This window comes from Burkholderia sp. AU16741, assembly GCF_002223345.1.
GTDB lineage: Bacteria > Pseudomonadota > Gammaproteobacteria > Burkholderiales > Burkholderiaceae > Burkholderia > Burkholderia sola.
Map to the genome: position 1 here is coordinate 1 of NZ_NKEZ01000004.1, position 12,425 is coordinate 12,425.

The window sequence follows — 12,425 nt, forward strand, 5'->3', positions numbered from 1 at the left end:
ATAAACCTGACTTACTTTAGTGTGAGACTCTTGATACTTTTGCTATCTGATCCGAGGATCAGCTCGCTGCCATCAAGCGCCCACACTTATCGGCTGTTAATTTTTAAAGAGCATTTCTGCGAGGAACTCCGTGTTTCCCGGCAGCGCTGCGTTTTCAGCAGCAGAGAAGCGAGATTATGAACCGTGTTTCGCAGCCCGTCAACAACTTTCTACACGACTTCGTTGCGACTGCGGGGCTCAACTTCCTGTGCCGCCCAGGCTCGCTACCTCCGAACCCCGACAGCACTGCTTCCCTTCCTCTCGCGCCGCGTTTGCGTTAGCGCGAAAGAGGCGTGATTCTAAGCAGCTCACGTCGTGAGCGCAAGGGGCTCGCAGCAACTTTTTCACACACGCCGCAGTTCGGCCGTCCGGCCATGCTTGGCCACGAGACCGCTTATGGTGCAAAGAACGGACTAGAATGTGAGGTTCTTCGCCTCTTTCTATATACGTCTTTAATATGCGCCAGCGAATCGCCAAACGCCTCCCCCCCGATGCCGACAAATTGGTCGGTCTGTCACTTGCGCTCTTCGCGTCGGGCAGTCGCATCGAGGATCGCTTCTGGGAAGCGAAGCTCGATACGCTGCTCGCCAAGATTGTCCGCAACGGCAATCAGACCACGCTCGACGCCGCGCTCGACCATCTTCAACAGAATCATCCCGACGCCTACGGCGCGCTCGCCGACATGGCCGAGACGCACAGCGAGTCGATGGTGATCGAACACGACGGCCAACCGTACGATGCACTGCTGGTCGCCGTCCCGGTTCTCGCCTGGACACGCTACATGATTCCGTCGGGACCGCTCAAGGGCGACGTGGCCGACGCGCTGCGAACGCACCTGCAGGCGCACGTGCTCGCGAACGGCACCCTCGTCGGGCTCGCACCGTTCCTCTACAGCATCGACCAGTTGCCGCGGCACCATGTCGAAACCTACCGGCTGGCCCAGCAACTCGCCCATGCGGCAATCGGCCAGCACGCCCCGAAGCTGAGCTTCGGCGACCTGCCGGAAACTTCGCCGATCCTGGCCGATCCGCGTTTCCTGCTGGCGGTCGTCGCCGCGCCGGCCGGCGCGCCGCTGTTCCGCTGGCAGGAAGAGGAAAACGGTAGCCGGATCGAGCGCGGCCAGTGCCTCGAACAATGGACGGCTCAAGGCGGCCCGAACCTGTCGATCGCGCTGCCCGGCTGCGAGTTCGAATGCCTGCTTCCGGACGCGTACTACTCGGCCTGTCGCGATGCGGACGAACGCGTACGCCCGCACACCGTCCGAACGGCCATTCGTTATCTATTCGACACACTTGGTGCAGCGCCGCAAGAGCTGCGCGCGGTGGTCGCCGGCTTCGGCGAACGTCGTATCGACGAGTATCGCGTCGGCTTCACGCGACGTGCGAGCAACGACGTGATCTACGGTGTCGTGTGGCCGCTCTACGGCCGGGAAAACGGCGACGTATCGGTCGACAACGCGACGCTCGAAGGCGAAGCGCCGATCGAGGGGCCGCTCGAGGAAATCGTGAGCCTGCTGAAGGAATGCGGCGTAACCGACGTCCGGCGGCACGCGGGCCGCTTCGAACCCGAATACTGCGACGACTGCGGCGTGCCGCTTTACGCCGATCCGCTCGGCGAAATCGTCCATGCGGAAATGCCGGAAGACGCGTCGCCCGCCCAGCCGCACTTCCACTGACCCGCCCCGCAGGCTCAGAAAACCTGAGCCGCCCAAAGCCGCTTTCGGTTCCTGCCGAAGCGGCTTTTTTCTTGTCCGACGCCCGATCGCTCAAAATTTCGAACTTTTCCTAAGCCTTTCAGCCAAGCAGACATCGTGTAAGGTCTTTGTCATTATCGGGGCCAGCTTATCCCCGACGGCAGTCAATGACTCACTTCACGGAGGTTGAATATGCGGTTCTTGGTACTTAACTCAGACGCCGAACGGCGTGACGGACTGAAGACCCTGTTGCGGCAGATCGACCGGCACGCCAGCATCAACGATGCGCCTGACGGTTTCCAGGCACGCCGGCTGCTGCGCACCCAGCGTTTCGACCTCGTCGCGATCGACTGGCTGGACGTCGGCCGGATCAGCGAGCTTCAGGCACTCGGCAATGCGTGCTCGCCCACACCGGTCGCCGTTCTGGTCGACGACATCTCGCCAGAAGCCATCCAGCGCTTCTTCAATTACGGCGTCGCGGGCGTGATCCCGCATTCCACGCGGCCGCACCTGATCGTGCGTGCGCTCGAGATCGTCCTCTTGGGCGGACATTACATTCCGCCGATTGCCCTCAGCCTGTTGCCGTCCACGGCAACGACGACGGCCCGCCACGACGCCCATTTCCAGACGCTCGCCGGCTCGCTGCCCCGGCGCCCGCCGACCGGCCTCCTGTCGCCGCGGCAAGCGCAGATCATGCGGTTCGTCCACATGGGCAGCACGAACAAGATGATCGCCCGTACGCTCGGCATCAGCGAAGGCACGGTGAAGATCCACCTCGCGAGCATCTTCCAGCAGCTCGGCGCCGCAAACCGCGCCGCCGCGGTCGCGATCTACAACGGCTGGCTGTCGCCCCATCTCGAGGTGCTGCTGGCGAACCGCAACCGCGCCCGTAAACCGGTCATCGGGGAACACGGCCCGGCTCCGCTGCGGACACAACGGCATGACCGTCCGTACCCGTTGCCCACCGCGAATGCCGGCACGCAGGACCTGCCGCTCGCCGCCGAGCCGCCGGCACGATTCCGGCGCGGACGCTAGGCAAACAGTCTCGATATTGCGACGGTCGGGCATGTGGAGGCTCCCACCTTTGATGCTCAACGAGTAATATGGACGCATGGGTTTTCTTTTCACACCGCTTCCGCTCTGGGTTGGCATCGGTGGCTGGATCGCCGCCGTGGCTCTGCTCGCGCTCGCGATCTGGAATCGCCCCTTCGTACGCCTGCAAGACGCCACGCTCCAGCACGTGTGGCTCGCGCTCGTCACAGCGATCGCGGTCCTGTGGGCCTCGAACGCATGGCTCGAAGATGGCATCGTCATGCATCTGCTCGGCGCAACGTTGCTCGTCACGCTGTTCGACTGGACACTCGCCCTGGTCGCGATGGGCGCCGTCACCGCGATTGCCGCGATCATCTTCGACGCGCCGTGGCAAGGCATCGGCCTGACCTATCTGATCTACGGTGCGCTGCCTGTCGGCGTGTCGGCGTTGCTGCAACGCGCCGCGCTCGCCTGGCTGCCGCACAACCTCGCGTCGTTCATCACCGGGCAGGGCTTCCTGTCGCCCGCGATCGCAATCGTTGCGGTCGCTGCCGCGGCGGCCGGTGTCCAGCTCGCGCTCGCGGACGGCGTGCCCGTCGTGATTCCAGCCGGCTATCTGCTGAACACCGCGCTGCTCGCGCTCGGCGAAGCCTGGTTCACCGGCATGGCAACGGCACTCATCGCCGTCTATCGCCCCGCGTGGGTCACGACCTTCGACGTCCGGCGCTACCGCCTCGGCGGCCCGCGCGCCTGAATTTCCACCGCATCGGCCCGGCGCACACGCGTATCGGCGGCGCTTGCGCGGCGCGCGCCGAATACGCCACCTACTGCCGCACAACTTTTTTACGCTAAGATTGAACTCCTGTTCTTCATCGGGCATCTATACGTGCCCGACGTCTTCTTCGCTCCTCACCAATAACCAGATGGACAGCTCACCTGCCTCGCTCCGGATTTTCCGGGCGCTCGGCAAGCTGGCAGCCTGTATCGCGGGCCTGTCGCTTGCGCTTCCCGCACCGGTATTCGCCGACCTGCTCGACCAGCGTTCCGAACTGATCAACAAATTCGTCGACGAGATGCATGCCGATCCGCTCGCCGCCGATTGTGCAGCGCACGGCAGCTTCATCGCCAGCACGTCGACGGCGTTCGATCGCGTCGATTTCGCGCCGAACGCATTCGACGGCGGCAACGCGACGATCACGCCGTGGAACGACTCGTTCGACCAGGGCAAGCAGCGCGTGAAAGTCGACAACATCGTTACCGTCGACGGGCTCGGCATCCACAGCGACGGCCGCGATCCGACGCCGCTGAAATTCCGTTGCGGCTATGTCGGCCAGCAAATGCTCGCGTTCAGCTGGAACGACCCGGTTCCGCCGCTGAAGCCGCGCGTCGAGCGCTCGTCTTCGACGAAGAAGTTCAAGGGCAAGTCGCACCGTGGCAAAGCCAAGGCGAAGGCATCGGGCCGCGCCGGCAGCAAGAAGGCCGTCGCGACGAAGAAATCAAGCGGCCAGAAGAAAGCCGTGAAGAAAAAAACCGCGAAGAAGTCCTGATACGGCGGAGCGGCAACGACAGCAGCAAAAAAGGCCGGTGCATCGCAAGATGCGCCGGCCTTTTTCATGCAACGACGGCTGCGCTTACGCGAACGTGTCGACGTGTACGAGGATCGCGGCCAGCATCGCCGCGCCGAGTGCCGCGCTACGCTCGCCGTTCCAGCCAACGCGCTCGTCGGGCAGGTTCGCGTTGTCCTTGAACGGCATTTCGAGCGTCAGCGACAGGCAACCGAACTGGTGGCCAATGTACTTGGACGCGAGCTTCAGCGCATCTTCCTTGTACTTGCTCGCCGCGTAGCCGTGCTCGGTCTGGAAGTCGGGACTGGCGACCTTGAACGCGTCGATGAACGCGGCCTGCTCCTTGCCCTGCTGCTCGGTGAAGCTCGGCAGCATCTCCGAGCCGGCGACGAACACGTACGGCAAATCCTCGTCGCCGTGAATGTCGAAGAACATGTCGCAACCGATCGCATGGATCGCATCGCGCACGGCCAGCACTTCGGGGCTGCGTTCCGCATCGGGCGCCATCCATTCGCGATTCAGGTTCGCGCCGGCCGCATTGGTGCGCAGGTTACCGTGCACGCTGCCGTCCGGGTTCATGTTCGGGACGATGTAGAACGTCACGCGATCGTACAGCTTGCGCGCGACCGGATCGCCGGCCCAATCGCCCCATCCGGCCAGCCGCTTGACCAGGCCTTCGACGAACCACTCGGCCATCGATTCGCCCGGATGCTGGCGCGCAATGATCCACACCTTCTTCTTCGGCGCGCCATCGGTTTCCGGCGTGCCGAGCGTCAGCAGCGACATCGGACGGCCTTCGACCGTGCGGCCGAGCTCGACGACGCTCGCCTGCGGCAACTGCTGGACCGCGCCGAGAAACGCCGCGTGACGCTCTTCCGAGTACGGTTCGAAATACGCGTAGTAGATGCTGTCGAACTCGGGCGTATGGTCGATGGTCATTGTCTTGCCGTCGAACGTCGTCGGCACGCGAAACCAGTCGACGCGGTCGTAGCTCGCCACCGCGTGGTAGTTGCGCCAGCCCGACGGATACGCGCATTCGGCTGCGTTCTCGAACGTCATCACGCATCGCTCGCCGCGCGCCCCCGTCAAGCGGTAGTAAAACCATTGCGCGAATTCCGAACGATTGTCGCCGCGCACGCGCAGCCGGATTGCGTCGGGGCTGTCGCACGACACGACGTCGATTGCGCCTGCGTCGAAATTACTGGTGATCGAAACAGCCATCTGTCTATCTCCTTTGTCGACCAGCGTTAGCGCTTCAGCGCTTATGCTGGTCCCATGCAAAGCGGTCGACCAGCGTTAGCGCTTCAGCGCTTACGCCGGTCCCATGCAAAGCGGTCGACCGAAGCAGGCACGTACCGCCTGTCCGGCCTCATGCATGCACCGGCCGTCTCGTGAACGGCCGGCTGGGTCACTCGCCGATGCGCCGGCGATATACGTAAGTCGAATCGTTCGACGCCGCCGCCTCGAACGCATAGCCTTCGGCCGCGAATGCCTTCAGCGCCTTCGGGTCGGCGATACGGTTCTCGACGACAAAACGCGCCATCAGCCCGCGCGCGCGTTTCGCATGGAAACTGATGATCTTGTAGCGGCCGCCCTTCCAGTCCTCGAATACCGGCGTGATGACCGGCGCGGCCAGCAGTTTCGGCTTGACCGACTTGAAGTATTCGGTCGACGCGCAATTGACGAGCACGCGCGCCGCGCCGCTGCGCGTCTCGAGCTGCTCGTTCAGCGCCCGCGTGATGCGGTCGCCCCAGAACGCATACAGATCCTTGCCGCGCGCGTTCGCGAAACGCGTGCCCATCTCCAGCCGGTACGGCTGCAGCAGGTCGAGCGGACGCAGCAGCCCGTACAGGCCCGACAGCACGCGCACGTGCTGCTGCGCATAGTCGAGATCGGTCGGCGACAGCGATTTCGCGTCGAAACCCTCGTAGACGTCGCCGTTGAACGCCAGCACGGCCTGCTTCGCGTTGGCCGGCGTGAAGGTCGGCGACCAGTCGGCGTAGCGCTGGAAGTTCAGGCGCGCGAGCGGATCGGAAATATCCATCAGCGCCGCGATGTCCTGCGGCGACAGCTTGCGCAGGCCGTCGATCAGTTCCGACGCGTCGTCGACGAATGCAGGCTTCGTGTAAGACTGGACGTGCGCGGGCGTCTCGTAGTCGAGGGATTTGGCGGGAGAGAGAACGATTATCATAGAGGCTCGCTGGCACGCCGTGCCTTGCGGTCAGACGAAAACCACCGATTGTAACGAATGACCCGCTCTCTCGCCCCGCACGCCGCACGCCGCGTCGTGCTCGACTCGAACGTCTGGATCGACATCCTCGTCTTCGACGACCCCGCTACGCGCCCGATCCGTGCCGCGCTGGAGCGCGGCACGCTGGCCGCCGTGATCGACGGCCGCTGCCTGACCGAACTCGAATACGTGCTCGACTATCCGCAGTTCCAGTCGCGCGCGATCGACAAGGCTGCCGCGCTCGCGACCGTCGCCCGGCTCGCGAGCCTCGTCGAACCGTCGCCCGTCGACGCCGACGCGCCGCCGCTGCCGAAGTGCAAGGACCGCGACGACCAGAAATTTCTCGAACTCGCCCACGCCGCGCAGGCCGAGTGGCTCGTGTCGAAAGACCGCGCGCTGCTGAAGCTCGCGAAGCGCACCGCACGCGACTTCGGTTTCCGGATCGCGCAACCCGCGCCGTTCGTGGAAGCCTGCGCGCTCGACGCCGCGCCGCCCGCCACGGCGACGCCGGCCTGACGCCCCCACCCGAATTCGACCGTCTCGATGAACGCTCCTTCAGATATGCCAACGACTCCCGTTTTCCCGTCGCGCCTGCCGAATGTCGGCACGACGATCTTCACGGTCATGAGCGCGCTTGCCGCCGAAAAAGGCGCGGTGAACCTCGGCCAGGGTTTCCCCGATTTCGATTGCGATCCGCGCATCGTCGATGCGGTCGCCACCGCGATGCGCAACGGGCACAACCAGTACCCGCCGATGGCCGGCGTCGCGCCGCTGCGCGACGCGATCGCCGACAAGATCGCGCAGGTGTACGGCCGACGCTACGATCCGGGCACCGAAATCACCGTGACGGCCGGCGCGACGCAGGCGCTGCTGACGGCGATCCTCTGCGCGGTGCATCCGGGCGATGAAGTAATCGTCGTCGAGCCGACCTACGACAGCTACCTACCGTCGATCGAGCTTGCCGGCGGCAAGCCCGTGTTCGTCACGCTGGACGCGCCCGACTATACGATCCCGTTCGACCGTCTCGCGGCCGCGATCACGCCGAAGACGCGGATGATCCTGATCAACACGCCGCACAACCCGACGGGCACCGTGTGGCGCGAGGCCGACATGCGCAAGCTCGAGGACATCGTGCGCGGCACAAACGTGCTGATCCTGTCCGACGAGGTCTACGAGCACATGGTCTACGACGGCGCGCGCCACGAGAGCGTCGCGCGCTACCCGGAGCTCGCCGCGCGCAGCTTCATCGTGTCGAGCTTCGGCAAGACCTATCACGTGACGGGCTGGAAGGTCGGTTACGTCGCAGCGCCTGCGGCGCTGACCGCGGAATTCCGCAAGGTCCACCAGTTCAACGTGTTCACGGTGAACACGCCGATGCAGATCGGGCTCGCCGACTACCTGCGCGACCCGGCGCCGTACCTGTCGCTCGCGGGCTTCTATCAGCGCAAGCGCGACTTCTTCCGGGCCGGCCTCCAGCGCACGCGCTTCAAGTTGCTGCCGTGCACGGGTACGTACTTCCAGTGCGTCGATTACTCGGCGATCAGCGACCTGCCCGAAGCGGAATTCTCGAAATGGCTCACGTCGGAGATCGGCGTGGCCGCCATTCCGGTGTCGGCGTTCTATCACGAGCCGCACGAATCGGGCGTCGTGCGCTTCTGCTTCGCGAAGCAGGAAAGCACGCTCGCATCCGCGCTCGAACGGCTCGCCCGCCTGTAAGACCCGGACGGGCGGCCGTACGCCGCCTGTCAGAAACGCTTACGAACGCACGACGTTCGCCGCTTCGACATACGCCTTGCGCTCGGCTGCCACGCGTTGCGCGGCCGGGCGTTCTCCCACCGTCTTTGCATGCGCCTTCCAGTCGATGCCGGCATCGAGCAGGAAGTCGCGCCCGAAGACGGCCTTCGTCGCCATGCCGACGACCGGCAGATGAACCCACGCGGCGATGTCCGCCAAGCCGAACGATTCGCCGAGCACATACGGCGAAAACCGCGTCATCTGCTTGAATGCATCGATCGCGCGCGGCAGGCGCTTCTCGACGTGCGCCTTCGTCCCGTCGCTCACCTTGCCGCCGAAAAACGCTTCCGTGTACACCTCGCGCGCCATCCATTCGAGATACAGCTCGAGCGTCTCGACGAGTTCGCGCACCTTCGCCGCCGCGAACGGGTTCGCGGGGAAAATGCCTTTCTCGGGATAGCGCGCCGCCAGGTATTCGATGATCGCCTGCGACTCGAACAGCGCGCCCTCTTCGGTCCTCAGGAACGGAATCTTGCCGAGCGGCGAATCGGCAAGCTGCGCCGGATCGCTGATCGGGAAACCGCACATCGCTTCCTCAAACGGAATGTCATGCTCGAGCAGGACGAACTTCACCTTGTTGTAATAGTTGGACAACGGAATACCGCACAGCTGTAGCATCGGTGTCTCCTTCCTTGCTGAAACGCGGCCGCATCGAAACCGGCCACATCGGGATTCATCGCGCTGAAAAGCACGGCCGTGCTAGTCTAAAGCAAGTCGTGCGTTCGTCACGACAACATTACCTCCGCTGCGGCGTCGGCCACGCCTGCCCGCGCGACACACGCGGCGTCGCCGCCGCGCCATCCGATGGAGACACGCTCGCATGAGTGCTGAACTGCTGGCCTCGCGTCCGCCCGAGAGCGATTCGACGCTCGTCCTCACGCTGTCCAATCCCGGCGCGCGCAACGCGCTGCATCCCGACATGTACGCGGCCGGCATCGAAGCGCTCGCCACCGCCGAGCGCGATCCGGCGATTCGCGCCGTCGTGCTGACGGGCGCCGATCGTTTCTTCTGCGCGGGCGGCAACCTGAACCGGCTGCTCGAGAATCGCTCGAAGGATCCGTCCTTCCAGGCCGACAGCATCGATCAGCTCGCGGCATGGGTCACGGCGATCCGCGCGTCGACGAAGCCGGTGATCGCGGCCGTCGAAGGCGCGGCGGCCGGCGCGGGCTTCTCGCTCGCGCTCGCGTGCGACCTGATCGTCGCCGCACACGATGCGAAATTCGTGATGTCGTATGCGCGCGTCGGCCTGACGCCCGACGGCGGCGGCTCGTGGTTTCTCGCCCGCGCGCTGCCGCGTGCGATCGCAGCCGAGATCCTGTTCGAAGGCACGCCGGTTTCCGCGGAACGCCTGCATGCACTCGGCGTGGTCAATCGGCTCGCCGCGCCCGGCACGGCGCTCAGCGACGCACTGGCCCGGGCCGACGCGCTCGCCGACATCTCGCCGAATGCGCTCACGCGCATCAAGTCGCTGCTCGACGACGCCACCGCGCAACCGCTGGACGCGCACCTCGTCACCGAGCGCGATCATTTCGTCGCGTCGCTGCATCATGCGGACGGGCTCGAAGGCATCACCGCGTTTCTGGAGAAGCGCCAGCCGCGCTACAAACGCTGATCCGCCGCGTCGCACGCCACGGCACGCGCCTCCATCCGGAATCCGAGTATCTCGCGGGCCGCACGTACACGATCGCGGACATCGCAACGTTCCCGTGGACGCGCTCGTGGCAAAACCAGGGCATCGTGCCGGACGAGTGGCCGAACGTGAAGCGCTGGCACGAGGCGATCGCCGCGCGACCGGCCGTGCAGCGCGGCATCGAGGTGCGCGCGTCGATGCGCAAGGCGCTGCAGGACGACAAGGCACGCGAGGTGCTGTTCGGCGCAACGCAATGCGCGAAGCACTGACCCGCACGTGGTGGACGGAGCGGCCTCCGTGCATGCCGCTCCGTGCTTCAGAAGTAATGCAGTGTGATGAACTCCGCCGCGCATACCGGCAGCGGCGCGTCGGGGTGCTCGACCTGCACCGATACCGACCACGTCACCTGGATGCCGCCGCGCGCGGCGTCCGCGGTCTCCTTCACCGCGAACAGCGCACGCGCGCGCGCCCCGACCGGCACCGGCTTCAAGAACCGCACGCGGTTCAGCCCGTAGTTCACGCCCATCTTCTGCTCGAAGCGCATCGCGTCGGTCATCAACGCCGGAATCAGCGACAGCGTCAGGAACCCGTGCGCGATCGGCCCGCCGAACGGCGACTCGCGCCGCGCGCGTTCGGGGTCGACGTGAATCCATTGATGATCGCCGGTCGCGTCGGCGAAACCATCGACGCGCGGCTGGTCGATCTCGATCCAGCCGCTCGCGAGCGGTTCCGCGCCGATCCGCGCCTGCAGCGCCTGCGCGGAGGCGATCAGCGGCAAGGTCACGTCGATCATGGATTCGCGCCCCCCGGATGGCGCAGCCCGAAAATCACCTTGGTGTGCACGGAGATCACCGTCTCGCCGGCTTCGTTCACGCCGATCCATTCCGTCGACACGATGCCGCGGTCGGGCTTGCTTTCCGACACGCGTTTGTCGTGCACCTTCTGGTACATCGTGATCGTGTCGCCGGCGCGCACCGGCTTCAGCCAGCGGATCGAATCGATGCCCGGCGAGCCCATGCTGGTCGAATCCGGCCCGAGCTTCTGGACCAGCAGGCTCATGAATACCGAGCACGTATGCCAGCCGCTCGCGACGAGTCCGCCGAAATGCGAGGCCTTTCCCGCTTCCTCGTCGACATGGAACGGCTGCGGATCGTAGCGCCTCGCGAACGTCTTGATGTCGTCGGCCTCGAACGTGTAGCGGCCCACTTCGGTGGTGCTGCCGACCACCAGATCTTCGTAACTGATGCCCACTGATGAGTCTCCTTGTCTGGCGCGCTCGCGCGTCGCCGTCATGCTACGTCGGTCTGCGCGAAATCGGGCAGCGCCGCGATGCGGGCGAGATGATGATCGGTATCGCCGAGCGTCGTCTCGATGATCGACAGCCGCTTGAACAGGTGCGCGGCGGCCACCTCGTTGGTCACGCCCATGCCGCCGTGCAGCTGGACCGCCTGCTGGCCGACGAAGCGCGCGGCCGCACCGACCCGCGCCTTCGCGGCCGACACGGCCTTGCGCCGCGCGTCGGCGTCGCCGTTCGCATAGCGCACCGCCGCGAGATAAGTCAGCGAACGCGCCTGCTCTGCATGAATCAGCATGTCGACCATCCGGTGCTGCAGCGCCTGGAAACGCGCGATCGGCACGCCGAACTGCTCGCGCGTCTTCGTGTATTCGACCGTCGCGCGATTCAGTTCGTCAAGTGCGCCGACCGCTTCCGCGCACAGCAGGAAGGTCGCGTAATCGGCGATCTGCTCGAGTGCCGCGGCGTCGCGCGCCCGGCCCGTCAGCAGTCGGCCCGGCGTGTCGTCGAACGTGATCGTCGCGGCACGCTGGCCGTCGATGGTCCGGTAGTCGACTACCTTCGCATTGGCCGCATCGCGTTCGACGACGAAGAGGCCGATGCCGCCGTCGTCGACCCGTGCGGGTACGATCCACACATGCGCTTGCGCGCCGTGCTGCACCACCGACTTGGTGCCGGTCAGCCGGTACGTGCCGCCCTGCTCGCGCGCGTGCGTGTCGAGTTCGTACAGGTCATAGCGCGCGTGGGGTTCGTGGAACGCGACCGCCACGCGCTTGTGCCCCTGCGCGACCGCCTCCAGCAGCGCGGCATCGTCACCCGTGCCGGAGCCGGCGATCCGCAACGCCTCGACGCCAACCGCCGTGGCCCAGTACGGCTCGATCACGAGCGCGCGGCCGAGCGCCTGCATCACGACCAGCATGTCGACCGGCCCACCGCCGAAGCCGCCCTGTGCGTCGGGCACGGGCAACGCGGTCAAGCCCAGTTCGGTGAATGCGCTCCACTGCGCGTCCGACACACCGGTATCGCTGTGCACGATCGCCTGGCGCGCTTCGAAGCCGTATTGCTCGCCGAGATACCGGCGCAGCGCGTCGGCGAACTGCTGCTGCTCATCGGTAAAGCTGAAATCCATGGTTGTCTCCGTTCCCTGA

14 protein-coding genes are annotated in these 12,425 nt (G+C 65.4%); 8 read left to right on the forward strand and 6 right to left on the reverse strand.

Annotation, left to right across the window (positions count from 1 at the left end):
* Positions 1-496 precede the first annotated feature (496 nt).
* The 4 genes from CFB89_RS11335 to CFB89_RS11350 all read left to right on the forward strand — a co-directional run bounded on the left by CFB89_RS11335 (position 497) and on the right by CFB89_RS11350 (position 4,311).
* The gene (locus tag CFB89_RS11335; RefSeq protein ID WP_089467998.1) at positions 497-1,714 is read left to right on the forward strand and encodes a DUF2863 family protein; all 1,218 of its coding nucleotides are present in this window, start codon (positions 497-499) and stop codon (positions 1,712-1,714) included.
* Positions 1,715-1,924: 210 nt separating this feature from the next.
* Positions 1,925-2,767, forward strand: coding sequence for a response regulator transcription factor (locus CFB89_RS11340; protein ID WP_089467999.1), 843 nt, complete (start codon positions 1,925-1,927; stop codon positions 2,765-2,767).
* 76 nt (positions 2,768-2,843) lie between these two features.
* On the forward strand, positions 2,844-3,518 hold the full coding sequence (locus CFB89_RS11345) for an energy-coupling factor ABC transporter permease (RefSeq protein ID WP_089468000.1): 675 nt from the start codon (positions 2,844-2,846) through the stop codon (positions 3,516-3,518).
* A gap of 169 nt (positions 3,519-3,687) precedes the next feature.
* Positions 3,688-4,311: a BspC domain-containing protein gene (locus CFB89_RS11350; protein ID WP_089468001.1), complete on the forward strand. Its 624-nt coding sequence runs from the start codon at positions 3,688-3,690 to the stop codon at positions 4,309-4,311.
* An 84-nt stretch (positions 4,312-4,395) separates the two neighbouring features.
* Here the strand turns inward: CFB89_RS11350 and CFB89_RS11355 are convergent, their stop codons facing one another.
* Both CFB89_RS11355 and yaaA read right to left on the reverse strand, forming a co-directional pair.
* On the reverse strand, positions 4,396-5,550 hold the full coding sequence (locus CFB89_RS11355) for a M14-type cytosolic carboxypeptidase (RefSeq protein ID WP_089468002.1): 1,155 nt from the start codon (positions 5,548-5,550) through the stop codon (positions 4,396-4,398).
* A 187-nt stretch (positions 5,551-5,737) separates the two neighbouring features.
* Positions 5,738-6,520, reverse strand: a complete 783-nt coding sequence (gene yaaA / locus CFB89_RS11360) for a peroxide stress protein YaaA (protein ID WP_089468003.1) — start codon at positions 6,518-6,520, stop codon at positions 5,738-5,740.
* A gap of 57 nt (positions 6,521-6,577) precedes the next feature.
* Between yaaA and CFB89_RS11365 the strand changes: the two genes are divergently transcribed.
* The gene (locus tag CFB89_RS11365) at positions 6,578-7,075 is read left to right on the forward strand and encodes a putative toxin-antitoxin system toxin component, PIN family (protein ID WP_089468004.1); all 498 of its coding nucleotides are present in this window, start codon (positions 6,578-6,580) and stop codon (positions 7,073-7,075) included.
* Between the two features lie 27 nt (positions 7,076-7,102).
* Positions 7,103-8,275, forward strand: a complete 1,173-nt coding sequence (locus tag CFB89_RS11370) for a pyridoxal phosphate-dependent aminotransferase (protein ID WP_089468005.1) — start codon at positions 7,103-7,105, stop codon at positions 8,273-8,275.
* Between the two features lie 39 nt (positions 8,276-8,314).
* On the opposite strand, the gene CFB89_RS11375 is transcribed toward CFB89_RS11370, so the two are convergent.
* Positions 8,315-8,971, reverse strand: a complete 657-nt coding sequence (locus tag CFB89_RS11375; RefSeq protein ID WP_089468006.1) for a glutathione S-transferase — start codon at positions 8,969-8,971, stop codon at positions 8,315-8,317.
* Between the two features lie 202 nt (positions 8,972-9,173).
* Here CFB89_RS11375 and CFB89_RS11380 point away from each other — a divergent pair, with 202 nt between their 5' ends.
* Together CFB89_RS11380 and CFB89_RS11385 are read left to right on the forward strand one after the other, a co-directional pair.
* Positions 9,174-9,965, forward strand: coding sequence for an oxepin-CoA hydrolase, alternative type (locus CFB89_RS11380; RefSeq protein WP_089468007.1), 792 nt, complete (start codon positions 9,174-9,176; stop codon positions 9,963-9,965).
* The gene (locus CFB89_RS11385; RefSeq protein WP_256979666.1) at positions 9,965-10,252 is read left to right on the forward strand and encodes a glutathione binding-like protein; all 288 of its coding nucleotides are present in this window, start codon (positions 9,965-9,967) and stop codon (positions 10,250-10,252) included. The genes CFB89_RS11380 and CFB89_RS11385 overlap by 1 nt, the downstream gene beginning before the upstream one ends.
* A gap of 47 nt (positions 10,253-10,299) precedes the next feature.
* On the opposite strand, the gene CFB89_RS11390 is transcribed toward CFB89_RS11385, so the two are convergent.
* From CFB89_RS11390 to CFB89_RS11400, 3 genes are read right to left on the reverse strand one after another with little or no spacing between them, the layout of a single operon-like run.
* Positions 10,300-10,776, reverse strand: coding sequence for a MaoC family dehydratase (locus CFB89_RS11390; RefSeq protein WP_089468008.1), 477 nt, complete (start codon positions 10,774-10,776; stop codon positions 10,300-10,302).
* A complete protein-coding gene (locus CFB89_RS11395; protein ID WP_089468009.1) occupies positions 10,773-11,234 on the reverse strand; it encodes a MaoC family dehydratase in 462 nt (153 codons plus the stop codon). Before CFB89_RS11395 ends, CFB89_RS11390 begins: the two co-directional genes overlap by 4 nt.
* Positions 11,235-11,272: 38 nt before the next feature.
* Entirely contained in the window at positions 11,273-12,406 is a 1,134-nt protein-coding gene (locus tag CFB89_RS11400) for an acyl-CoA dehydrogenase family protein (protein ID WP_089468010.1), read from the reverse strand.
* Between the last annotated feature and the right edge of the window lie 19 nt (positions 12,407-12,425).

What these genes read in the sequence shown, in the direction of transcription:
- CFB89_RS11340 (WP_089467999.1), top strand. Translation starts at nt 1,925, where the DNA reads ATGCGGTTCTTGGTACTTAACTCAGACGCCGAACGGCGTGACGGACTG.
- yaaA (WP_089468003.1), bottom strand. Translation starts at nt 6,520, where the DNA reads ATGATAATCGTTCTCTCTCCCGCCAAATCCCTCGACTACGAGACGCCC.
- CFB89_RS11345 (WP_089468000.1), top strand. Translation starts at nt 2,844, where the DNA reads ATGGGTTTTCTTTTCACACCGCTTCCGCTCTGGGTTGGCATCGGTGGC.
- CFB89_RS11390 (WP_089468008.1), bottom strand. Translation starts at nt 10,776, where the DNA reads ATGATCGACGTGACCTTGCCGCTGATCGCCTCCGCGCAGGCGCTGCAG.
- CFB89_RS11350 (WP_089468001.1), top strand. Translation starts at nt 3,688, where the DNA reads ATGGACAGCTCACCTGCCTCGCTCCGGATTTTCCGGGCGCTCGGCAAG.
- CFB89_RS11335 (WP_089467998.1), top strand. Translation starts at nt 497, where the DNA reads ATGCGCCAGCGAATCGCCAAACGCCTCCCCCCCGATGCCGACAAATTG.
- CFB89_RS11355 (WP_089468002.1), bottom strand. Translation starts at nt 5,550, where the DNA reads ATGGCTGTTTCGATCACCAGTAATTTCGACGCAGGCGCAATCGACGTC.
- CFB89_RS11400 (WP_089468010.1), bottom strand. Translation starts at nt 12,406, where the DNA reads ATGGATTTCAGCTTTACCGATGAGCAGCAGCAGTTCGCCGACGCGCTG.
- CFB89_RS11370 (WP_089468005.1), top strand. Translation starts at nt 7,103, where the DNA reads ATGAACGCTCCTTCAGATATGCCAACGACTCCCGTTTTCCCGTCGCGC.
- CFB89_RS11380 (WP_089468007.1), top strand. Translation starts at nt 9,174, where the DNA reads ATGAGTGCTGAACTGCTGGCCTCGCGTCCGCCCGAGAGCGATTCGACG.
- CFB89_RS11375 (WP_089468006.1), bottom strand. Translation starts at nt 8,971, where the DNA reads ATGCTACAGCTGTGCGGTATTCCGTTGTCCAACTATTACAACAAGGTG.
- CFB89_RS11365 (WP_089468004.1), top strand. Translation starts at nt 6,578, where the DNA reads ATGACCCGCTCTCTCGCCCCGCACGCCGCACGCCGCGTCGTGCTCGAC.